This is a genomic window from Shewanella sp. ULN5 (genome assembly GCF_030731885.1).
Classification (GTDB): domain Bacteria; phylum Pseudomonadota; class Gammaproteobacteria; order Enterobacterales; family Shewanellaceae; genus Shewanella; species Shewanella holmiensis.
Genome location: NZ_JAPJEE010000008.1, coordinates 143,784 through 167,524 on the forward strand (window position 1 = coordinate 143,784; position 23,741 = coordinate 167,524).

Below are 23,741 nucleotides of genomic sequence, written 5' to 3' on the forward strand. Positions count from 1 at the left end.
AAGGAATTAACCATGGCAACAGTAGCATTTATCGGACTCGGTAATATGGGCGGCCCAATGGCGGCCAATTTAATTAAAGCTGGCATAACGGTAACTGTGTTTGACTTAAATCCACAGGCAGTAGCAGCCTTAACCGACCAAGGCGCATTAAGCGCCAAAACAGCGTGTGGCGCAGCGGCATCAGCCGACTATGTCATTACTATGTTACCCGCGGGCAAGCATGTTCAAAGTATCTACATTGGTGATGACAATAATAAAGGTTTATTAGATGTTGTCGGCAAAGACACCTTATTAATTGATTGCTCAACCATTGATGCGCAAACGGCACAAATCGTCGGTGCTAAAGCGGCAAAAAATGGCATTGAATTTATGGATGCTCCAGTATCTGGTGGCACAGCAGGTGCTGCAGCCGGTACGTTAACCTTTATTTGTGGCGGCAGTGATGTCGCTTATGCTAAAGCACAAAAGGTATTAACTGTGATGGGCGCAAATATCTTCCATGCTGGTCAGGTTGGCGCAGGACAAATTGCTAAAATTTGTAATAACATGCTGCTTTCAGTGTTGATGGTCGGTACTAGCGAGTCTTTGCAATTAGGCATAGATAACGGTTTAGATCCCAAAGTATTGTCTGATATCATGAAAGTCAGCAGCGGCGGAAACTGGACGCTGGAAAAATATAACCCTTGTCCAAATGTGATGGATAATGTGCCATCATCAAAAGGATACCAAGGCGGCTTTATGGTTGACTTAATGGTGAAAGACTTAGGCTTATCACAACAGGCAGCGTTAGCTTCAAACTCAAGTACACCAATGGGCGCATTAGCGCGTAGTTTGTATGTTAACCATGCTCGACAAGGCCATGGTCGTCTTGATTTCTCGAGCATTTTTGAACAGTTTGCAAATCAAAATAAAAAGTAAAAGGATCCGGTAATGGAATTAAAAGATAAGGTTGTCGTCATCACAGGTGGCGCGGGTGGATTGGGTCTTGCCATGGCGCATGATTTAGCGGCCCAAGGTGCAAAATTGGCGCTTATCGATGTAGACCAACAAAAACTTGAGCAAGCGTGTGCTGATTTAGGTGCCACGACTGAAGTGCAAGGCTATGCGTTTGACATTACCGACGAAGAAGATGTAGTAGCGGGTTTTAATTTTATTCGTGAAGACTTTGGTCATATTAATGTGTTAATCAATAACGCTGGTATTTTACGTGATGGACTAATGGTTAAGGCTAAAGACGGTAAAGTGGTTGACCGTATGTCTTTTGAAAAGTTCCAGTCAGTGATCAACGTTAATTTAACCGGCACCTTTTTATGTGGTCGTGAAGCCGCTGCAGTCATGATTGAAACCGCACAGCAAGGCGTGATCATCAACATTTCGAGCTTAGCCAAAGCCGGCAATATGGGGCAGTCCAATTATTCTGCTTCAAAGGCGGGAGTAGCGGCAATGGCAGTAGGTTGGGCTAAAGAGTTAGCTCGTTACAATATTCGCGCAGCGGCAGTTGCTCCTGGTGTTATTGCTACCGAAATGACCGCAGCCATGAAGCCTGAAGCGTTAGAGCGTTTAGAGAAAATGGTACCAGTAGGACGTTTAGGTGAAGCTCATGAAATAGCTTCTACTGTGCGTTTTATTATTGAAAATGACTATGTAAACGGTCGTGTATTTGAAATTGATGGCGGTATTCGCTTGTAATCTTAAGCGTGGTATTATCGTTACACAAAGCCGAGCTTAGCTCGGCTTTTTGCTGTGAGTATTGATACATTTAAAAAAGGGCGAAAAGTGAACATTTCAATGTTAGAGCTGTGGATTAAAAAGGTTATGCTGGTGGTAGGCATATTAGGCGTCATCGTAATGTATGGCGGCTTTCTATACCTTCTATTTAGCGGGCGCTCAACCGCAGGACTGCCGTGGTTTTTACTGATTTCTCCGTGGATTTGTATTTATTTTGGTTTGTCGCAAACCAAACAAATTGCCACTATTGACTGGTTTAAAAGTAAGTTTACCCGTAATTAAAAGCATATATCGCTCTGATTATTTGCACCTTTGCTTCTAATTATCATTATGTCCAGATACTTATTAATCCAGCGATATGTATCTTATTCATGATGCAAGCATCTCTATTGGCTTACCACCGAAAACAGGTCTTTGTGATTAAATCAACCAGTGTAAGCTCTTCATAATAATATCATAGGGTTGTGGTTTTAATCAGTGGTACTGAAAAGTCACTTAATAAGATAACTAACTAAAGCTTAATTCGCTTTAGCCGAACCCTTCTGACAGTGTTTGTCGGTCATTTTTACTGCGTTATTAGCTTATTATGTTTATTAACTAACGTCTCAGTAAAGTGTTTGGCTTTTTGATGCGGAAGATGTTGTTTATTTGTGTGTTAAAAAGTGTTTTCTTATAAAAAATCATTTTCGAAGCCAACAACATCAGCTTATGCCTCTGTTATTTATAGCTAAATATTTTCTAAAAATCTCAACTATGAATAGCCGGATGTTGATATTAGGTTATAATTCACTTAATTTAAGCTTTGGTTAATCTTAGATAGCACTTATTGAATCAAATTTCATAACAATAAACACAAATTTGAGCCTTTTATAGGCACCTTTGGTTCCTATTTAATTTCAATTCTGCTGTATTAAGGTACTTATGTATAAAATTTATTTGGCTTCAGCCATCGTATTTATTCCTAGCCTATGTTTTGCGAGCGATAGCGAAATTGAAGTACCCAAAAAGTATGAGCGAACTTTTCCTATTTGGGCTCAAGAAGCCATAGACAGGGGGTATGAGCTGCCTTTACCGTTTGGTTTTGGCGCGTCCTATATGACCATGGAACAGCCTTTGGTGGTTGAGAGTGTAACCTTTTCCGGCTTAGGGCTTGTTGATGAACTCGTTTCGATAAACGGTACTGAGGCAATTCAAGAGTCGAATACCACAACGTTTCGCGCCGATATGTGGGTGCTACCTTTTTTAAACTTTTATGGCGTTATCGGTAAAACCAAAGGCAGCAGTGTTGCTAATGTGACGGTAAACCTTGCACTACCACCACCATTTAAACCTGTAGAATCAGCTCCATTTGATTTTATTTTAGACTTTGAAGGCTTAACCTATGGCGGAGGTGGCACGATTGCAGGTGGGATTGGCAATTGGTTTGCTTTACTTGATGTTAATTACACCAATACAGATTTAGATATTTTGGATGGTGAGATTAGTTCTGTAGTCGTTTCACCGCGTGTTGGCTATCAATTCAAAATTGCTAACCATAACACTCAGGTATGGATTGGTGCCATGTATCAAAATGTACAACAAAACTTTAGTGGTAATTTGGCCGACATCGGCGTACCTATCGCTAGCGGAAAATTTGAAGTGAACCAACATTTGGCTGATAAATGGAATGGCTTGATTGGCGGTCAAATAACACTTGGTAAAGGTTTTGACCTTTTACTCGAAGGTGGTTTAGGGACACGTAAAAGCTTTATGGCTGGCATAGGTTATAGATTTTAATGTTGAAAAAACTCTTCGGTGTTAGCTTATTCACAATTCTACTGAGTGGTTGTAGCATTGTTGGCGTTGTTGATCACCATCAACAACGCACAGTCGCTAATGCAGGGTTTGAACGGCAACAACTCGCGCTAAAAGACGGCGGTGAGCTACATTATTGGCAAGGCGGCGACACTGCTGCGCCGGCTATTTTACTACTACATGGTTTTGGTGGCACTGGGATGACCAGTTGGTATGAAATGATGCGCGATTTAAGTCACGATTATCATGTTATCGTGCCTGACTTATTATGGTTTGGTGAGTCTTTTAGCAACGCACCGGCAACCATCAGCAGCGAAACCCTCGCTATCCAGCAACTCATTAAGCATCTGGCACTGCAAAAAGTGAATGTCGTAGGGATTTCTTTTGGTGGCTTTGTCAGTTTTGATTTAATGATTAATGAGCCCAAAGTAGATAAAGCCATCATCTTAGCCAGTCCTGGTTTGTTCTTTTCAGATGACGATTTACAGGCTATGACCCAACGTTTTGGTGCTAATCAACCGCAAGAGGTGTTTGTCCCTAAAGACGGTGAGCAAGTTCGATGGTTACTTGAAAATACTTTTGTTAGTTATCCATGGATGCCAGGCTTTGTTGACCAACAAGTATATGAGTATTATTTTGCCGACTTTTTAAGCCAAAAAGAGTCGTTAATTAACACTCTTCCGGCATATCGGGATCAATTAAATCCTCAGCAATTTAAAGATTCAATGCCACCGACACTATTAATTTGGGGCGAGAATGACAAGGTGTTCCCAATTGACAACGGACGACGCTTTGCTGAGTTTCTTAATGCCCCCATTGTGGTGATACCCAATGGCGCGCATGGTCTTAGTAATGACTTTCCAGAACAAATCACTCAAGAAATCAGGGCTTTTATTCAATGAAGAAAATAAACCTTCCTCTAGCCATAACCTCTCTAGGTTTTGTGTTAGCACTAACGGCTTGTAGTAGCCGTAATGAATGGGAAATGCAAGCATTACCAAGCGAAGTGGCTGTTGGGGCTGCACTAGATGATATCCCCGACAATGCACTAGTTCGAGATATCATTTTACCTGAGCATGCTGCACTAGCAATGCCTATGAGTGTTAGGCCATGCTGTGCATTTGGCGCAGATCAAAAAGTGGCGATGGGCTTGTTACCCATTCCTTTTTATCGCCATGCTAACACCGTTCAGCTTGATGAAATTGGCGCTCATGCATTTGATGCTGGATCATATAGTTTTGAAAAGTCATCTCCTGATAGCGGCAAAAGCACCGAAAATAATGGCATGATTTATACCCGCAAGGGTGGTTTTATCGATTTAGCCCATGTACGTGATACCGCTGATAATGCCCTTGCGTTATTTTATCTTATTAAGCCTAAATTAGGCCAGGCTCAATCAATTGAGCTCCCTTTGGAAATAGGTCATCGAACCTTTGAACTTGAAGAGTTTGATATATCTCATTTAACGGCAAGTGAGCGCTGGGAGCTAGCAGCCTCAATGGCTGCTCGTTTAGCTTTTACCATGGCAGAGGCTCACGAAATATCACAGTGGCATGGTTATCGCAGCTTTTCGCTTTGGACTGAGGCGGTATCTGCTTATTCTATCGAAGATTTGTACTCAAACATGTTGGGCGCCAAAATTGCGTTAGCGGTACTGACCAACAATTTGGCAATGACCAAACAGCAATACAATTACCATATGACTGCTTGGTTAGCGTCAACGTTAGAGTGGCTTGAGCCAGTATCAAAAGATCAAACCAATGCGCTATTTAGAGCCATTGATGGCAATTGGTGGGATTCAAATGAAGCGCTGCCAAATAAGTTTGTTTTACTGCAACGCCATTATGCTTTAGGCAATAAGCAATCACCTTATATTGTCAGTAAAGATAAAGTTCAAGGCAGCGAGGATTGGGCGCTATTAGCCAGTCTTTATGAGCAGCCGGTTAAACCGCACAATTTATCGTTAGCAACAGAGATGTTTGGTGTTCAATTCGATGATATAGCTGTTCAGCATGTGTCAGTTGATGAAGAATTTAAGGCTTCATTTGCCCATGTTCCAGAGGCTTTATGGGCCGATGGCTTCACTCATTTACAATTTGTTGAAATTGCTAAGTATGATCAACAACAGGATTATATTTTACTCAAACAGCATTTAGCTGAACGACCATACCTTACGCATAAAATAGTAGAACCATCACAAGTTGAAGCGGCGCAGCAACCCACTTTGACTTCAGAATCTAAACTAGAAATAGGTGCGCAGCTAAATGAATAAACTAAATCAGGTTTTTATTAGCTTTTTGGCCATCAACTGTATCAGTTTAGGTGCCATTAACCAGACTATAGCGGCACCTGTTATTGAGGCAAATGAAGCATCTGAAACAGTATTGCAGCCGACAGCTCAACCTGCAGAATCACCAATATTCAACGATGCCGTGGATCATGCTGAAGTTGAAAGCGTGGAGTCTCAAGGTTGGTTTGAAGATCTTCTGAGTAACTTGGGAGCTGATGGTGAGTTTAATCCTGATGACGGAATTGATTTCAGTTACCTGCCAGGGCCTTTTTATAACCCTGAAATGAGTTTAGGCATTGGTGTTTCTATTGTAGGCTTATATCAAGTAGATCGTGAAGATAAGGTCAGTCAACTATCTTCATTAGTGATTAATGGTTTAGCGTCAATCAATGGCGCTTTAGGCGTCGGTATTGAAAATAAATCATTTTTCAATGAAGATAATCAACGCCTCTACTTTAATGCCAATGTGTATGACGTACCCGATGTGTATTACGGTGTTGGTTATGAATTTAATAATGAAGATTTAAATCGCATTGAATTTAACAGTCAAACATTTCAAATTAATCCTATGATTTTGCAAAGAATTGCAGCGCATAGTTTTATCGGTGCCGGTTTTGATTACACTTACGCAAAAGCAGATGGTGTGGATGTTGCGACAATTGATATCGATGTTGACCCATTAAACGAGGTCTCTCGCAATTCTGGCTTTAATTTTTTAATTAATTATGACACTCGTGATCATGTGACTAATCCGCAAACAGGTAGTATCAGTCAGCTTGAGGTTGGTGTTTATCGTGAAAGCTTTGGCGGTAATCATGATTTTGAAGTGTATAACGTGTTACATAGCGCCTATCATCCGATATTGGAAGATGACACATTAGCCTGGCAAGTTCGTGGGCGCTTTAGTTATGGTGATGTGCCATGGGATCATTTATCTAAAATTGGTGGCGGTAATGCCCTACGTGGCTACACCACAGGACGATATCGCGATAAGCAAATGTTACTTGCGCAGGTTGAATACCGTCAACATTTAACCGGGCGTCACGGTCTGGTTTACTGGTTAGGAGCCGGTACTATAGCAGACTCAATTGATGAGTTAAGCTTTGACCATCTTCTGCCTAACGTGGGTGTTGGTTACCGTTTAGAAGTGAAGCCTAAAGTGAATTTACGCTTAGATTTGGCTTATGGTAAAGGTGATTCAGGCTTTTATTTTAATGTGAATGAAGCTTTCTAAGCTGTTGAAGTGAGACGTTGATAACAACTAAGGGCTGCTTTGCAGCCCTTAGTTGTTTCTGAAGATTAATAATCACTTTCGTTAATCTATAACTAATTAGAATCTATTAACGCTTGCACTGCTCAAGTAATTTGATGAAAAAGTCCGTTCCTTTACGCTCTGCAAACGCGATATTTCGCTGTGGAATTGATTCTGGGTCATCATAACTAGCCAAGGCTAATTCCATGCTTGCTTCACGAATAATATGTAAGGTCGGGTAGGGCGCACGATTGGTAAAATTTGCAGCACTGTCCTGTGGTTCGCCATCAAAACAATAGTCTGGATGAAAACTGGCAATCTGAAAAACACCTTCAAAGTCATGTTGCACTAATATATCGTTGGCAGAATCAACCAGATCAAGATACGAATAAAAGCCTTCAAACCCCCGCGGTAAAATGAATAGCGTTGTTTCAATTTCTGGCGTTTTTTCAAGCAGTTTGCATTCGCCGATAAATGCTTTCAGCACAGCTTTGACTTTTGTTTGTTCACATGCGTGATATCGTATACTGCTGCTTTCAACTTCCCGTCGAGCAAAGGGGCAGATGTTGTACTTCATAATTACTTGTTTGACCCAGTTTTCAGATTCCGCGATGCAAGGGTGAAGATCAGTCATAATTTGGCCTAAAGCATTAGTGATTTGGAATGACCATTGGAATAATGGATGCGACTAGTAATATTGCCATACTGACGTTAAAAATACGCTGTTGACGCTCATTCTTTAAAATACGTTTTAAAGCAACGCCAAAACTTAACCATACAATCGCACAGGGAAAAGCTACGCATAAAAACACGCTGGCAATAGTGATAATTTGAGGGGTAAGAGCTTGATTCACCGAAGTAAAGGTAGCAATAGCGCCAACTGCCATAATCCAACCTTTAGGATTAACCCATTGAAATGCAGCGGCTTGAATGAAACTAAAAGGCTTACTGACTTTTTTCCCTTCCATTTTACTGCTGCTATTAGCAATCAACCATGAAAGATACAATAAGTAAATTATACCAAGGACTTTAATCACTGTGTGCAGTATAGGATAGGCTTGAAATACCGCGCTCATACCTAAACCTACCGCAAGGATCATTGCGGGAAAGCCTAGGCTAATACCTAACAGATGAGGCACACTTTGCTTAATACCGAAGTTAACTCCAGAAGTCATCAACATGATGTTATTAGGACCAGGAGTGATACCTGAAGAAAAAGCAAATAAAGCAATGGCAAAGATCAGTTCCATGGTGCTGTAAGCTTACTCAAATAATAAATTATGATGGCAGGCATTCTAGCGGGTTACTTAATGACAATCTAATAAAATGTGTAGCGAGTTTGCGGATTGAATTAAACGTTGTTATCTCGGATTGAACGGGTTAGCTTATTATGAGGAACTGTGTAAATTTTAAGCTTGTTTTTACAGTGTGTGACTGTTTATGGTTACGAATTGGCTGCACTATATTTGTGCAGTTCTCATTGATAACTTTATCGCAAAAATACCTAATCAGCCAACAGCGTCAAGCTTTATAAATGTTTGTTCACTATCTTAAAAATGTCATTATAAAGGATTGTTATTGATGTTAAAAAATGTAAATCGAGTTATCTTCAGTTTGTGCCTTGTTATCGTTTCGGCCTGTACAACCAAGGACCTTGAGCCAGCCCTTGCAAACCGAATCACCATGGTGACCAGTGGCGATGTTTCGCTAGTGTCAGCAACCTATGCTTGGCATCAAACTATGTTTTCTGTCCATACTAAAAATAAACAAGATGAAGAACCATTACGTGACCATTTACGTCAATCGGTTAATAAAGTGATGGCTGCAAAGGGGTATCAACAAGTGGCTTTGACTGACTCTCCGCAAATGCTGATTGGATTTGGTATGGCATTAGAATCTGAAATGAGTGATACAGAGATATTAGCTAAAGCAGGGTTAGTGCCAGGGTTGTCAACACATGGTGTTGATAGCAAGCTCGAGAAAGGCTCTGTCTTGATAGCGTTTTTTAATCCTTTAGTTAAAGAACCTTACTGGCGGGTATTGGCTCAAGGATTTACTGACCATAATAAAAGTGTTGATAAAAGAGCGGAGCGATTTGATGATTTATCAAAAGTGATGTTGAGCGCGATTCCGTCTAGGTAGTCTTTGAATATTACCAATCAGTATAATCATGTCATCAGTTATACTGATTGGTATTTCAATCGCAAAAAGGCACACCTTTATGACTGTTTACCGATTTGGCAACCTGCAGAATTAAATGCTGTCGTGGCTAACTTCAACTTCGTATGATCCAAACTTGCGAATATTAATTACACCTGTATCAAACAATAAATATTGGCCTTTAATGCCTTGTAAAATACCGCTGACCTCTGCCACTTTATCAAAATTATGCGACTTAACTTTGACTGGGAATTGCTCAATAGGATATTGAATCGCCTGAATATTCGAGTCTAAGCGCTCTATCACAACATCATCATATTGCGCCGCAATCTGTTGTAGTTTTTGTTCTATTAAAGGGATAAGCGTTGCCGCCTGGGACACTAAATCCACATCATCGTTATGACCTTTAAGCATGGCTTGCCAGTGCGTTTTATCATTAATGAATTTAGCTAATTCAATTTCGATTAATCCAGATAATTTACGTGTCGCCACTTTGAATATCGGGAGTCCCTGGGTGGCACCTTGATCAATCCAACGTGTCGGAATTTGGCTATGGCGGGTAATACCCACTTTGATACCTGAAGTATTTGATAAATAGACATAATGGGGAACAAAGCAGTGAGTTTGCGCCCATTCCGGCTCGCGGCAAGTGCCTTGATCAAAGTGGCAGGTTTCTGGTTTCATTATGCACATATCACAGCTAGCAAGCTTTTGCATACACACATAACAGTGTCCTTGGGAATAACTTTTTTTGGTTTTTTTCCCACAATTACAACAAAAAATATTACCCGTGTGGGTTAAAGTTAGCGATTTACCTATTAATGGGTTAAGGGCAACAAGTGCATCACCTACGGGCAATTGATATTGCACTTCATTGACATCATTTAGTGTTGTTTTAAGTTTTGACAGAGTACCTAACATTCGCGTTCCAATAATCAGCTTTGCAGCCTAGTTTAACAGAATTCATTCTGAAAATAGGAAGCAATTAACCCTGATATTGGACCTCTAAAGAAATACTGGTGATGATTTAACCGAGTATCTTGCTTGTTCCTCATAGAGGTAAGCACATTGTCTAGCTAAATAGACTTTATTTTTACCGAAAAACTTGGCTTGATATAAGGCCTTATCCGCTTGCATTACAAGATCTTGCAGTGCAGAGGACGATGGCTCAATTTCTGATACGCCCAAGCTAATGGTAAAGTTAATTTTTATGTCTCCGAAGATAAAGGTTTTTTCGGCAATGCTGTTTCTGAGGCGTTCCGAAATCGCTACCGCTTCTTGTTCACAGGTATTGGGTAGCACAATTAAGAATTCTTCTCCGCCTATACGACCGACTAAATCTTGTTTTTTGATGCTGCTTTTGGCTTTATTTGCTAGCGACTTTATGGCTAAGTCGCCAATATGATGACCATACTTATCATTGATCTCTTTAAAATTATCAATATCAAAAATGATCACCGATGCAGGTTTATTCGTTTTAATACAGCGCTTAACAAGTTGCTCGCCTTTGATATAGGTATAACCTCTGTTAGCAATTTTTGTTAAAAAATCAGTTTGAGAGCGCTTTTTATAAGTGTTGAGGAAAAATATCAGTAAAATACCCAGAGTTGATGCCAGTAGCGCGATGATGGTGAGGGTTAAATCGTTGATGTGTTCTTTATCTCGAATGGCCGCTAATTTGAGTTCATTGATTGCCAGTTTATTTACTAACAATTGTTTTTCAAATTCGGTCACGTTGTTTTGATGCTTTAATGCGGAGTTAATGACTTCATTATTTAACATACTTTGATTTTTTTCACGCTCTTCATCAATCAATTTAAATAACAAGTTGGTTGCTGTTAAATAATCTTTATTGCCAAAAGCTATAATGGCATCGGCTTTTAAAATCATTTCACTTTTGTCAGCTCTAAACGATCCATCTTGCTTAAATACATGTGCCATTTCGGCAGCTTGTATGGCCTGACCGTTTCGCATATAGGCTAATGCGAGAAACAAATAACTGCTGCTAACAAAGTAATGTTCTTGAGTGGTGTGCTTGAGTTCGATAGCTTTGTTTAAATGAAATATAGCTTGCTGAAAATCGTAGGTTCTTAATCCTAATCTCCCGGCATTTAAATTGGCAAAAAAATATAAATCTTTAAATTCTGGAGCATCATGGGCTAATTGAAACTGTTGGTCGATATTTGCTTGAGCTTGTATCCAATTACTCAATTTAATACTCTGGCTAAACATGTTATGTAACATGTTAAACATGTCTTGTTTATCGTTTATGGTTTGCCAAGTTTGATAGGCTTTTTCAAAATTATCATAACCTTGTTGGTGCATACCTATATTACGATATAGGCTACCTGTGGCATTATAAATCATGGCTTTACGGTTAGCGTTCAAATGATCGCTTTTATCGACAATGGCTAATGCTTCATCGAGTAATGCAATACCAATATGAAAGTTACTCGCGTCTTCATAGCAAAAAGCATTTTGGGTAAGGGTTTTGGTGAGCAGCTCCATATTATTGTGCTGCCTTGCGTAATCAAGTGCTTTGACTCTGTCGATACAATAGACCGCAGGGTCATTGGTTTTAAGGTAATTGGCAAAAGATCGCTCAAGATGGCTGTCGATAAGAATGTCAGTGACAGGAAGCGATTCAACATATGAAATGCCTTTATCATAGCTGGCTATTGATAAATCGAGTTGGCGGGTTTGTTCAAACAACTGCCCGTATTGAAAATAAAATTTGGCTTTATCTTCAGCTGAAAAACCACTGTTATCCAAATCGAATTGATTGAGGTGAGCAATGCTTTGTTCAGCAGAATGGGTACTAGCGTAGTTTTTTAACTCAGTTAAAACATCATTGGCATGCGATAAACCACAAAAAAGTGCTGTAGCAATAGCGACTAAAGTCATGATCATTTGGGAGATGTGTCTTTCCATGTATTCCTCAGCACTAAGTGTCCTTTTAGTTGGCTAATGAAGATTATCATAAATACATGTTTTGTATAGTGATTAGACCAGTGTTTGAGATGTTTTAATCAAGGTTAGTCAGTTTTAGTGCATAGCTCTGCCTAAGCTTATATTGCGGGGGGAAACACTAAAACTGGTGTGGTTAACAGTATGTTGTGCTTTAGGTGTAAACTAGAGGTTAAAGAGGAACCCTCGAAAATAGTCTTGTTTATCCTAATAAGTACTTATTTACGAGGGTAAATCGTGTTTTCAATTCATTTTAGCAGTTATTTAGCGACTAAGCCGTTGCCTTACTGACTTTATCAAGTACAACATCATCACCCATTTTATAAAGTTGTTCGATAATTTGCTCTTCTTGAGTCAGTTCAGTTAGCCCTAGGCGCATATTGGCTCTGAACAAGGCGACACCGGTATGACCAGCGGTTTCATACTGGCTACTAAACTGCTCAATATTTACCCCTAATGCGTTAAGGCTATTGGAAATTTGCAATACTAATCCAGGACGGTCATAGGCAACTAATTGATAACTTACATGCTTAATGGGTTGTGCCACTTGGCTAGCTTGCGAGTAAGTTAGTGATAAACCCTCTATGCATTCAAGGGCATCGACCAGTTCATCCCATTTTTCCAGTGGAAGCTCTAATTGTAATATTGCCGCAAATATACCGTCGATATGACGCATTTCTGAATCTAACCAATTACCATTATTTCGGCTAACCGCATTGGCAATTTGTTCAACTAAACCTTTTCTATCAGGTGCTTGCAGAGTGACTAAATATCGCATCATAAATGTTTTCTCCTACAAAAAATTAAACCGTTGACTGTAACACTACTGTCATCTTTACGTAATATAATCGCAGCCACTTATCATTGGGTTAATAATAAATGATTTGTTGTTTTGAATTATTTATTGTTAACACAGTAATTTACACAATCAAAGCGCTAATGCTAGTGAATGATTAAATATAGAGGTTCTTAATGGAAAGTCAGGTAAGTCAGCCTGGTTCTGCGGCTAAAAGTCTACTCGTAGATCGCTATGCAACCCGTAGGGCATTTAAGGATAAGGCAGCACAAATTGGCGTAACGGTTGGCGGCACTATGGTGTTTGTCGCGTTATTGTTGATTTTTTTCTATCTGCTTTATGTTATTAAACCCATTTTTGATGGTGCTGATATTCAACCCGTTACAAAAGTTGAGCTTCAGCATACTGATTCACCCACATTAATGGTGGGAAGTGACGAGCAAAATGAAGTGCTTTTTCGTGTTGCCAATAATGGTCAAATTGACTTTTACTCATCAGTAACTAACCAGCTTATTTCATCTCATACGATTAAGATCCCAGAAGGCACTACCGTGACTAGTAGTGTGAAGTCTAGTCCAAACGAGCAGCGCATTGCATTAGGCTTAAGCAGCGGTGAGGTTGTCGTTGTTGGTATTGATTTCAATGTCACTTATCCTGATAACCAACGTTTAATCATCCCTAAAGTGCAATACTTAAACGATAAGCCATTATTGATTAATCCCAATGGCGCAGTGTATCACTTAGCTTTTGATTATTCAGATAGCCGCATGAGTTTCGTGTTCCAAGACCAAAATGGTGTTTGGAATATCAATCGCCAAGATGGCGAAGAAAATATGATGACAGAAGAAGTCGAATGGACTGCTTATCATTCTGTCATTGAAGAGGCGCCGTCAAAATCACTAACACCTTTAATGACGCCCGATCACCGTCAATTGATTTTACCTGCCGCTAATAAGCTGTATGTTTATGATATTCGTGATGCCGAATCTGTTGAGTTATTACAGGTTGTTGATGTTACAAGAGGTGAGGCGACTGTTAAACAAGTTAATTTATTGGCAGGAGCAAGCTCAATACTGGTGAGTTATAACACTGGGGTTGTCAGTCAATACTTTCAGGTCAACAGCGATAATGGCCGTTTGTATCAGCACATTCGAGAATTTGATCATTTAGCGCCGATAGACACCATGGCGGTTGAGTTTTATCGTAAAAGCTTTGCAGTGTTAAGCCCTGAGGGGGAACTCACACTGCTTTATACCACCAGTCAACGTGAGTTATTTGACGAGAAATTCGATCTACCAAATCCGGGATTAATGTCGTTTAGCCCACGCTCAAACGCATTAATCATTGAAGCTGACAAAAAATTACACCTGTTTGCCGTTGAAAACAGCCACCCAGAAGTTTCTTGGAGCGCTATGTGGCAAAAGGTGTGGTACGAAGGTTACCCTGAGCCGCAATACGTGTGGCAGTCAACTTCTGGTTCAGATGACTTTGAAGCAAAATTAAGCTTAATGCCATTGGCGTTTGGTACCATGAAAGCGGCATTTTATGCGATGCTATTTGCTGTTCCTCTAGCGATTGCTGGCGCAATTTATACCGCTTACTTTATGACGCCTAAAGTGCGTAATGTTGTTAAACCGACCATCGAAATTATGGAAGCCTTACCTACGGTTATTTTAGGTTTCCTAGCGGGGTTATGGTTAGCACCGCTGATTGAAGATCACTTGCCTGGTATTTTATTACTGCTGTTTTTACTGCCTACATCGATTCTCGTCAGCGCCTTTGGCTGGAGTAAATTACCGCAAAAGTGGAAACAACGCTTACCTGAAACCTATCAAGAGTTAATGTTAATTCCAGTTATTATCTTTGTAGGTTGGTTGTCGTTTGCAATTAGCCCAACCATTGAAGTGATGTTTTTTGATGGAAATACCCGCCAATTTATTACCAATGACCTTGGTATCACTTTCGACCAACGTAACGCGTTAGTCGTGGGTATTGCGATGGGGTTTGCGGTTATTCCTACGATTTTCTCTATCGCAGAAGATGCTATTTTCTCCGTACCACGTCACTTGTCTAACGGCAGTTTGGCGCTGGGAGCAACTAACTGGCAAACCTTAACTCGTGTGGTGTTATTAACTGCCAGCCCAGGTATTTTCTCGGCAATTATGATGGGATTAGGCCGCGCAGTAGGCGAGACCATGATTGTACTGATGGCAACAGGTAACACGGCTATTTTGGAGTGGAGTGTGTTTGAAGGGATGAGAACGCTGGCTGCTAACATTGCTGTTGAAATGCCTGAATCGGCTATCGGTTCATCACATTATCGTGTGCTGTTCTTAGCGGCATTTGTTCTGTTTATCTTCACGTTCGTGTTCAACACGATTGCAGAAGTTGTCCGTCAGCGTTTACGTGACCGCTACAGCTCACTTTAAGGAATGATGATGACATTTATCAATACAATTTCAGCAGTCGTCTTAAGAGGTTTATGCAATGGGTAAGTGGTTTAAATCAGGTTCACCCTGGATATGGATGACTGGCGGTGCTGTGAGTATCAGCTTAATTGCCGTACTAGGACTGTTGTTACTGATTGCATGGCGTGGTCTAAGTTACTTTTGGCCTGCAGATGTTTATCAGTGGGAGTTACAGGATCAACAGGGAAATAAAAGCACGCTTATTGGTGAAATCTATGACCGTGAAGAAGTGCCCACAGAGCGCTTGATTTCAGCGGGACATCAATTTAACCAACCCCCAGGAGAGTTTGTGACGCGTTACTTAGTGAAAACAGGTAACCGTGAGTTTGTCGGCTTAGATTTTCGTTGGATATTGGCAACCGATATCGTTAGTCGCAGCACACCAGCGGATGTGGCTAAGTTTGAACGTACCAAAAACGGCAATTTTTATGGTTATCCTATTGCGGTAATTGAAGATGGTCAGCGCTTAGCATTAGAGGGCGGGGCACTAGAAACCTCATTGATTGAGCATATCAATCGTGCTGTGGATATCAGTAATGAAGCACTAGATCTGCAGAAAAGTGATATCGGCTCAATTAACTATGAAATCGAACGTTTGCGCTTGAAAGAGCGCAAATACGAATTAGAAAATAACTTAACGGCCGAACGTAAAGCCGAAATTGCAGCGGGTATTGCCAAGCTGAATCAAGACTATTTAGTGCTAGAAAAATCGCTATTCGCGTTACGAGATAAAGCGGCACGTGACTCGGTGATTATCCGCGACATGCGCGGTGAAGAAGTTACCTTGAAGTTAGACAGTATATTAGATGTTAACTACGTCAATCACATGTCGTTTATCGGCAAAATTGGCCACTGGTTTACGGGATTAGGTCGATTTGTTAGCCATGACCCACGTGAAGCCAATACGGAAGGTGGCGTATTCCCCGCAATTTTTGGTACCGTATTTATGGTGATGTTAATGGCCGTGATTGTGACACCATTTGGGGTAGTCGCGGCGATATACTTACATGAATATGCTAAAAAAGGCCCTATAACTAAGATGATCCGCATTGCGGTGATCAATTTAGCCGGTGTGCCATCTATTGTGTATGGTGTATTTGGTTTAGGCTTTTTCGTCTATATGCTTGGTGGTTCACTCGACCAATTATTTTACCCAGAAGCATTACCCGCGCCAACCTTTGGTTCACCAGGGGTGATATGGTCAGCATTGACATTAGCTATTTTAACCTTGCCAGTGGTTATTGTATCAACTGAAGAGGGTTTAAGCCGGATCCCTAGTGCGGTTCGCCAAGGTAGTCTTGCGCTAGGCGCAACTAAAGCTGAAACCCTGTGGCGCATTGTGATCCCAATGGCAAGCCCAGCAATTATGACCGGATTAATTCTTGCTGTTGCCCGAGCCGCTGGAGAAGTCGCGCCTTTAATGTTAGTTGGTGTGGTAAAACTGGCTCCGACATTGCCAATCGATATGAATTTTCCATTTGTACATTTAGAGAGAAAGTTCATGCATCTGGGCTTCCATATTTATGACGTAGGCTTTCAAAGTCCTAACGTAGAGGCTGCGCGTCCATTAGTCTACGCCACCTCATTTTTATTAGTCTCGGTAATTGTGGCGTTAAACTTAACTGCAATTAGCGTGCGTAACCACTTACGTGAAAAATTCCGTTCGCTAGAACACTAATAGCGATATCCTGAGGAAAGAAAAAATGATTTCGATTGATCGTTCAAACATGCAAACAGATACTGTAGATTTAGCTAACTTGCCCGCACAGGATACTGCCTTAGAAATTCGTAACCTTGATTTACGCTACGGTGAAAAGCAGGCGTTATTTAATGTGTCGATGAAGATCCCTAAAAAACAGGTGACGGCATTTATTGGCCCCAGTGGTTGTGGTAAATCAACGTTATTACGTTGCATAAACCGAATGAATGACTTAGTTGACACCTGTAAAATTGATGGTGAAATATTGCTTCATGGTCAAAACATTTATGATAAAAAAGTCGATGTGGCAGCCTTAAGACGTAACGTGGGTATGGTGTTTCAACGCCCGAATCCGTTTCCAAAATCGATATATGAAAATGTGGTGTATGGTTTACGGTTACAGGGATTGAACAACCGCCGAGAGTTGGATGAAGCGGCAGAGCGCTCATTACGTGGAGCAGCAATTTGGGACGAAGTGAAAGATCGTTTGCACGATAATGCCTTTGGGTTATCTGGTGGTCAGCAACAACGTTTGGTTATCGCACGTGCCATAGCCATTGAACCTGAAGTGTTATTACTTGATGAGCCAACGTCAGCACTTGATCCTATTTCAACCTTAACGATTGAAGAGTTAATCACTGAACTTAAAGAAAAGTATACCGTGGTGATTGTAACGCACAACATGCAACAAGCGGCACGAGTATCAGATCAAACTGCATTTATGTACATGGGTGAACTGGTTGAATATGCCGATACCAATACCATATTTACCACGCCTAAAAAGCGTAAAACCGAAGATTATATTACTGGGCGTTATGGTTAATTTTCGAATAGATCGCCATTTTAGATCAGGTCATAAACTCGACTCAGTATTTTTAGCTTAAGGTTATTAACATGGAAAAAATGAATTTAAACAAACATATCTCAGGTCAATTTAACGCAGAACTTGATGATATTCGTAACCGCGTGTTGGCGATGGGTGGTTTAGTTGAGCGTCAATTAGAGCAAGCGCTTGATGCCTTAGCGGGCTTAGACGCCGAACTGGCAAAAACCGTTATTGATGGTGATCATAAAGTTAACGGCATGGAAGTGGCAATTGATGAAGAATGTACTCGCATCATTGCTAAACGCCAACCTGCAGCAAGTGACTTACGCTTAATTTTAGCGATTTCAAAAACCATTACCGACTTAGAACGTATTGGTGATGCGTGTGTACGTATTGCTAAAGCCGCTGTTGATAAACGTGCTAAAAGCCAAGAGCCGTTATTAGTGAGTATTGAAAGTATGGGGCGTCATGCCACGCGTACATTACATGCTACTTTAGACGCGTTAGCCCGTATGGATGCAGAGCAAGCATTTGAATTGCACAAAGAAGATGCCAAGTTAGATAAAGAATACGAGGGCATTATTCGCCAGTTAATGACATATATGATGGAAGATCCGCGTTCCATTCCGGGTGTACTTGATGTGTTATGGGCCGCACGTGCTGTTGAGCGCGTCGGTGACCGCTGTAAAAACATTTGCGAATACATTATTTATTACGTTAAGGGTAAAGATGTTCGTCATACATCATACGAAGATATGGAAAAGGATTTACATCAGTAAACTGGCAACAATTATTGGCAAGTTTTCGTAATCCTGTTTAAAACGCCTTAAGTTATCGCTTAAGGCGTTTTTATTTGCTTTAATGACGGGGAATTTTTACTTCAATCAAGAAACTGACATTTTATGAAGAATACTTTAGCGCGTGGCCTAACCAATTTATTACCTATGGTGTTATCTATCTGGTTATTTTGGTCACTGTTTATTTCACTCGATGGCCTTGGCCAATTGCTGTTAAACAGCCTTGGCGCCCCCTTTATGTTCGTTGGCGCAGGATTTATTTTAGTTGCTGTGATTGTATTTATTGCTGGTTTATTGTTCTCCGTAAGTCCGATAGTTTGGGTATATGGTTGGTTAGAACGCCAACTCATGAAATTTCCGTTGTTTAAATCTGTTTATGGCAGCATTCGAGATATCGCTGGTTTAATGAATCGCGACGGTAAACCGAAAACACAAAAAACAGTGCTTGTTAAACAGGCAAGTGGAGGGTATGTTGTTGGTTTTATAATGAGCGATAATACACCTCAGCCGTTAACCGATGCATTACCTGAAGGGGATTGGGTTCCAGTATTATTTCAACTTAGCTATCAGGTTGCTGGCATAACAACCTTGGTAAAACGTGATGAACTTATCAATGTAGACTGGTCTTTTGAGGATGCTATGCGGTTTAATTTGACAGCAGGTATTTCAACCGCTAAAGGTAATGACGTTGCGAAACAAAAAGAGACCTCCCGATGAAGGATGCATTGGTTATATTATTTAAGCCATTTCAATCATATCGATATTGTAAGAATAAACTAACCGCTGCGCTATTCGCCTTTGTGCTGGTTGTGAGTCCCCAAGCTTTTAGTGACGATAATAATACCCATTTTGTGGGGGTGGCAGACTCGTCGATTCAAAATATTGGGAGAATCATATTAGAAGAAATTTGCTTTACCCAAAAATTACAGTGCGATATTGAGATGTTGCCTGCGCCAAGAGCCGAACGTAGTATGCGCGATGGCCAGGTAAGTGGTGAGATTATGCGAGTATGGCGTTATGGCGAAGATAATCCTGACTTTATCCGAGTGCCTACGTCCTATTATGAAATTAAAACCGCTTTTTTTACTCGAAAAGATACTCAGTTCAGCATCACCTCTGTGGCGGATATCGCTGAATTAAATGTCGGCGTATTAACGGGTGTTAAACATACTCAAAATCTGGGGCTTAATCCTAAAAAAGTATTTTATTCAGCAACAACAGAAAAGATGATGGACTTACTCAATAAGAAAAGAGTCGATGTTGTCATTGCAAGTTATATGGATGGTATGGCGACAATTAATAAACGATACGCGGATACTTTGACGGTGCAATCTGCCACCATAAAAACGCAACCCGTTTATGTTTATATTCACCCCAATAGTAAAGAACTCGCTCCTATTATCGATAACGCTATTAAAACGTTAGTTAAAACCGGTAAGCTGAGCACTATGATTGCTGATGCTGAGCAGAAAGTATTAAATGAATCTTAGCCCAAATAGCATAAGATAACCTTACAAAGAAGCCGGCAAATAGGCCGGCTTTTTTGGCTATAGCATTTCTCAATCGTCTTTATTTTGTCGCTTGGTAGTCGAATTTTTTGCTTAATCTTATATCATTAACCGAAGCCCCAAGCATGACTTCAAACTCCCCAGATTCTGCTAACCAATTATTACTTTTAACATCCCAAAACGACAAGTCTCGTTGAGTTAAAGTGAACTGTGCCGTTTGGGTTTCACCCGCTTTTAACCAAACCTTGTCAAAACCTTTTAGTTCTTTTATGGGGCGGGGCACACTAGAATCCATATCTCGTAGATACAACTGCACCACTTCAGCGCCATCTACTTTACTGGTATTAGTGATGTTTACCGACACCTTTAAGCTATTATTGCCGCGGATGCTGGTACTGGATAATCTCATGTCAGTATAATTAAATTGGCTGTATGACAAGCCGTGACCAAATGCAAATTCAGGTTCAATGTCTTGTTGTTCGAACCAGCGATAACCAATGAAAACGCCTTCGCTATACCGTGAGGTTTCAGCATTGTAATCGTTTAGTGCTATGGGAGCCGTGTCGGTCAGCTTTTTCGGCAGAGTGATGGGCATTTTTCCGCTTGGATTTGCGTCACCAAACAAAATGTCGGCATAAGCATTGCCGGCCTCCATGCCACCATACCACCCCCAAAGTAATACCTTAGCTTCTTTGGCCCAGGGCATTTCTACTGCTGAGCCGCCAATCATCATCACTATGGTATTCGGGTTTACGCTAAGCAATTTGGAGATCACTTCATCCTGCTGTCCGGGTAATACCATGTTTGGTCTATCGATAGACTCTCTATCATCAGCATGACTAAGCCCACCAAAATAAATCACTGCATCGGCTTTTTTAGCTGCCGCTAAATATTCACTTTCGCTGTTATATAAGCTATTGGGTGTTTCCCAGCCTAAGGTGGCTTGCTTATCGCCTTGGTAACGGAAACTGACTGCGTAAGTTTCTCCAGCCACTAATGGCATGGATTTAGAGATGACCTTATTTGCGTGTGCCTTTGATGGAGAAATTAACGGTTTGTCGTTAATAAACAGCGCAACCTGCCCATCTGCCTTAATGTTGAAACTGTGATTACCTGTAGCCATAGGTTTGATATTGGCTTTTATTTCTAGCGACTGTGTTTGCCCTTTGGCATTAAATTGCGGGTCGGCTATCCAGGATTCACTTGCTAGCTGCGTCATTGCAGCATCCTGATAATAATTTATTTGCCAAGATGGCGTGCCTGTCCAGTGGCGCGTGGTGAGGTAGTCGTTTGGAATGGGCATAAATTGGCTGCTAGCAGGACGCATTAAGGTTATCCTGACCTTATCGCCTAATTTAGCTTTTAAGCCGTCAAGCGGGGTCATTTCATACAATGCTTTTACTTCAGAAGACCCGCCACCAAAGCCATGACGTTTATCGGCGTTGGGCCCAAGTACCAATATGTTGCTTATTTTATTGGCCTGTAAAGGTAAAACCTGATTATCATTTTTAAGTAATACAACCCCATTGGTCGCTATGGTGCGTGCATCTTGGCGATGGGCATCAGTATTACGTTCGCCAGATAAGCGTTGTTTGTCCATCATGCCGATACTTAATTGAACCCTTAAGATACGAGTCACTTTATCGTCTAAAGCAGATTCAGGTATTTTGCCATTTTTGATCATCTCTAAGAGTGGCTTTGCCATAAAGTAATCATCAAAGCTGGCAACATCAGTACCCATTTCAATATCAAGACCATTCATCGCAGCATCATAGGTATTGATGTCAACATTCCAGTCAGTTAACAGTACTCCTTGATAACCCCATTCACCTTTTAAAATGGTTTTGACTAAGTGTTCGCTTTGGTTAGCGTTTGTGCCTCTGAATTCATTATAGGCCCCCATAATAGCATGCACATTAGCTTGTTTTACCGCTGCCTCAAACGCCGGTAAATACACTTCACGTAAGGTGCGTTCATCGGGTGTGGCATTCACGCCAATGCGGTTAAGCTCTTGGGTATTTAATGCATAATGTTTAACTGTCGCGCCCACGTCATTAGCTTGAATCGCTTTTACTGTTGGCACCACAAGTTTTGACGCTAAAAAAGGGTCTTCCCCCATGTACTCAAAATTGCGTCCATATAGCGGCAGACGAGCAAGGTTTACTCCAGGGCCAAGAATTAAGTCTTTATTCCGGTGACGTGCTTCAGCACCTAATACATTGCCATGCAAGCTTGCCATGTGTTCATCCCAACTTGCAGCAACGGCGGTAAGGGGGGGCAGATATGTGGAATAGTCATTTGTCCAACCCGCAGGGGCCCATGAGTCTCGATCAATTTCGTAGCGTACGCCGTGGGGGCCATCAGACATCCACATTTCGTGGATACCCAAGCGTTCAATTGCGGGTATATGAAACTTACCCGCAGCGTGAACTAGCGATATTTTTTCTTCTAAAGTGAGTAAGGGTAATAAGCGTTTTATTTCTGCTTCCACATTTGCTATGCGCTCACCAATACGCTGTTTTTCACTGTCAGGTAGCACGCTTAGGCTGTGTATTGTTTGCGGGGTAATACTGGGGTGAGCCGCCGATGCTGTATTGAGCATACCTGAACATAAGAAGGTAGCAAGGCTGACTGTAAGCGCTTTCATTTTGTTTTTAGTTAAAACGTTGTAAGCCTTAATCATAACTTTTCCCTTTGTTATTTGAAATTTATAAAGATGTTGGCAGTGAGGCGGCCGGTATTAGGGTTATCATCAATATCTGTGCGTAAATCGACTAAAGTTGAATGCAGCATGTTGCCCGGGTAAATGACTAGGCGGTTAGGGCGGTATTCGATTTGATGATAAATGTCGTAATGTTGATCACTTTTGACAAAATACTCGGGGGTGTCCTTAGCATGGTCAGTTAAAAATGCTTTTGCTGATGTAAAGTAGTGCTCCATTCTGGCTTCATTAATTCGTTCAAAACCGGTATTTTTGTGCCTAAAAAATGCGGTATTGCCATGAGGTCCATCGTTAAGATAATGCAATATAGCAAAATAGTACGGCTCTGGTGTGTCAAAATGCGGTAAACGCTGCAGCGGCATTAAACTGTCAGGTGCTTGGCTAATTAACGAAAACGATAAAATTTGCGGTTTAATCCTTAAGTGGTGCGGAACACGATAGACATCATAAATCAACTGAAACACCTGATTGATGACTTCAATAGCATAGCGTTGAGGTAGTGGGGCGCGTACGCCCGGATAGTATGAACCGTCATCTTTTGTAAACTGGACCTGTTGACGAGCAATATCCAGTAACGTGAATAAATCATCAGCAAAGTTGTCGATAATAATCACAGGCGTCTGCTCTTGGCCGATAGAATAAACCTCGGGCTTTATACCACTGACATTGATAATACTGTCAGTGGTGTTTTGCTGTTGATTAACATGATTCGAGTTAGTCGTAATGGACGACAT

At 41.0% G+C, this 23,741-nt stretch carries 21 protein-coding genes; 14 read left to right on the forward strand and 7 right to left on the reverse strand.

What is annotated here, in order from left to right:
* Positions 1-12 precede the first annotated feature (12 nt).
* The 7 genes from mmsB (at position 13) to ORI98_RS09975 (ending at position 7,046) form a co-directional block, all read left to right on the forward strand.
* Complete coding sequence (gene mmsB / locus ORI98_RS09945; protein ID WP_306135114.1) at positions 13-918, forward strand: 3-hydroxyisobutyrate dehydrogenase; 906 nt, start codon at positions 13-15, stop codon at positions 916-918.
* Positions 919-930: 12 nt separating this feature from the next.
* Positions 931-1,689, forward strand: coding sequence for an SDR family oxidoreductase (locus tag ORI98_RS09950; RefSeq protein ID WP_261296807.1), 759 nt, complete (start codon positions 931-933; stop codon positions 1,687-1,689).
* A gap of 99 nt (positions 1,690-1,788) precedes the next feature.
* A complete protein-coding gene (locus tag ORI98_RS09955; RefSeq protein WP_261296945.1) occupies positions 1,789-2,010 on the forward strand; it encodes a hypothetical protein in 222 nt (73 codons plus the stop codon).
* A 639-nt stretch (positions 2,011-2,649) separates the two neighbouring features.
* Entirely contained in the window at positions 2,650-3,504 is an 855-nt protein-coding gene (locus tag ORI98_RS09960) for a virulence protein (protein WP_306135115.1), read from the forward strand.
* Positions 3,504-4,424, forward strand: a complete 921-nt coding sequence (locus tag ORI98_RS09965; RefSeq protein WP_306135116.1) for an alpha/beta fold hydrolase — start codon at positions 3,504-3,506, stop codon at positions 4,422-4,424. Before ORI98_RS09960 ends, ORI98_RS09965 begins: the two co-directional genes overlap by 1 nt.
* The gene (locus ORI98_RS09970; protein WP_306135117.1) at positions 4,421-5,794 is read left to right on the forward strand and encodes a DUF4056 domain-containing protein; all 1,374 of its coding nucleotides are present in this window, start codon (positions 4,421-4,423) and stop codon (positions 5,792-5,794) included. The genes ORI98_RS09965 and ORI98_RS09970 overlap by 4 nt, the downstream gene beginning before the upstream one ends.
* Positions 5,787-7,046 (forward strand): BamA/TamA family outer membrane protein, encoded by a 1,260-nt coding sequence (locus ORI98_RS09975; RefSeq protein WP_306135118.1) that lies wholly within the window; start codon positions 5,787-5,789, stop codon positions 7,044-7,046. Before ORI98_RS09970 ends, ORI98_RS09975 begins: the two co-directional genes overlap by 8 nt.
* A gap of 106 nt (positions 7,047-7,152) precedes the next feature.
* Here the strand turns inward: ORI98_RS09975 and ORI98_RS09980 are convergent, their stop codons facing one another.
* Complete coding sequence (locus ORI98_RS09980) at positions 7,153-7,698, reverse strand: DUF1415 domain-containing protein (protein WP_306135119.1); 546 nt, start codon at positions 7,696-7,698, stop codon at positions 7,153-7,155.
* Between the two features lie 16 nt (positions 7,699-7,714).
* The gene (locus ORI98_RS09985; protein WP_261296803.1) at positions 7,715-8,314 is read right to left on the reverse strand and encodes a LysE family translocator; all 600 of its coding nucleotides are present in this window, start codon (positions 8,312-8,314) and stop codon (positions 7,715-7,717) included.
* A 331-nt stretch (positions 8,315-8,645) separates the two neighbouring features.
* Here ORI98_RS09985 and ORI98_RS09990 point away from each other — a divergent pair, with 331 nt between their 5' ends.
* Positions 8,646-9,206: a DUF4136 domain-containing protein gene (locus ORI98_RS09990; RefSeq protein WP_306135120.1), complete on the forward strand. Its 561-nt coding sequence runs from the start codon at positions 8,646-8,648 to the stop codon at positions 9,204-9,206.
* A 111-nt stretch (positions 9,207-9,317) separates the two neighbouring features.
* Here ORI98_RS09990 and ORI98_RS09995 read toward each other — a convergent pair whose 3' ends face one another.
* From ORI98_RS09995 to ORI98_RS10005, 3 genes are all read right to left on the reverse strand, one after another.
* Positions 9,318-10,145, reverse strand: a complete 828-nt coding sequence (locus ORI98_RS09995) for a DUF2797 domain-containing protein (RefSeq protein WP_306135121.1) — start codon at positions 10,143-10,145, stop codon at positions 9,318-9,320.
* 84 nt (positions 10,146-10,229) lie between these two features.
* Positions 10,230-12,155 (reverse strand): GGDEF domain-containing protein, encoded by a 1,926-nt coding sequence (locus tag ORI98_RS10000; protein WP_306135122.1) that lies wholly within the window; start codon positions 12,153-12,155, stop codon positions 10,230-10,232.
* 307 nt (positions 12,156-12,462) lie between these two features.
* Positions 12,463-12,972 (reverse strand): glycine cleavage system protein R, encoded by a 510-nt coding sequence (locus ORI98_RS10005; RefSeq protein ID WP_261296799.1) that lies wholly within the window; start codon positions 12,970-12,972, stop codon positions 12,463-12,465.
* A 191-nt stretch (positions 12,973-13,163) separates the two neighbouring features.
* On the opposite strand from ORI98_RS10005, the gene ORI98_RS10010 reads away from it, so the two are divergent.
* The 6 genes from ORI98_RS10010 to ORI98_RS10035 all read left to right on the forward strand — a co-directional run bounded on the left by ORI98_RS10010 (position 13,164) and on the right by ORI98_RS10035 (position 20,267).
* On the forward strand, positions 13,164-15,416 hold the full coding sequence (locus ORI98_RS10010) for an ABC transporter permease subunit (protein ID WP_306135123.1): 2,253 nt from the start codon (positions 13,164-13,166) through the stop codon (positions 15,414-15,416).
* Positions 15,417-15,474: 58 nt separating this feature from the next.
* Positions 15,475-17,133, forward strand: a complete 1,659-nt coding sequence (gene pstA, locus ORI98_RS10015; RefSeq protein ID WP_306135124.1) for a phosphate ABC transporter permease PstA — start codon at positions 15,475-15,477, stop codon at positions 17,131-17,133.
* 25 nt (positions 17,134-17,158) lie between these two features.
* The gene (gene pstB / locus ORI98_RS10020) at positions 17,159-17,977 is read left to right on the forward strand and encodes a phosphate ABC transporter ATP-binding protein PstB (protein ID WP_261296796.1); all 819 of its coding nucleotides are present in this window, start codon (positions 17,159-17,161) and stop codon (positions 17,975-17,977) included.
* Between the two features lie 71 nt (positions 17,978-18,048).
* Entirely contained in the window at positions 18,049-18,759 is a 711-nt protein-coding gene (gene phoU / locus ORI98_RS10025; RefSeq protein ID WP_261296795.1) for a phosphate signaling complex protein PhoU, read from the forward strand.
* 123 nt (positions 18,760-18,882) lie between these two features.
* Positions 18,883-19,494, forward strand: coding sequence for a DUF502 domain-containing protein (locus ORI98_RS10030; protein WP_261296794.1), 612 nt, complete (start codon positions 18,883-18,885; stop codon positions 19,492-19,494).
* Entirely contained in the window at positions 19,491-20,267 is a 777-nt protein-coding gene (locus ORI98_RS10035; protein ID WP_306135125.1) for an ABC transporter substrate-binding protein, read from the forward strand. Before ORI98_RS10030 ends, ORI98_RS10035 begins: the two co-directional genes overlap by 4 nt.
* A 79-nt stretch (positions 20,268-20,346) precedes the next feature.
* On the opposite strand, the gene ORI98_RS10040 is transcribed toward ORI98_RS10035, so the two are convergent.
* Complete coding sequence (locus ORI98_RS10040) at positions 20,347-22,968, reverse strand: glycoside hydrolase family 3 C-terminal domain-containing protein (RefSeq protein ID WP_306135126.1); 2,622 nt, start codon at positions 22,966-22,968, stop codon at positions 20,347-20,349.
* A gap of 14 nt (positions 22,969-22,982) precedes the next feature.
* Positions 22,983-23,741: a DUF6445 family protein gene (locus ORI98_RS10045; RefSeq protein ID WP_306135127.1), complete on the reverse strand. Its 759-nt coding sequence runs from the start codon at positions 23,739-23,741 to the stop codon at positions 22,983-22,985.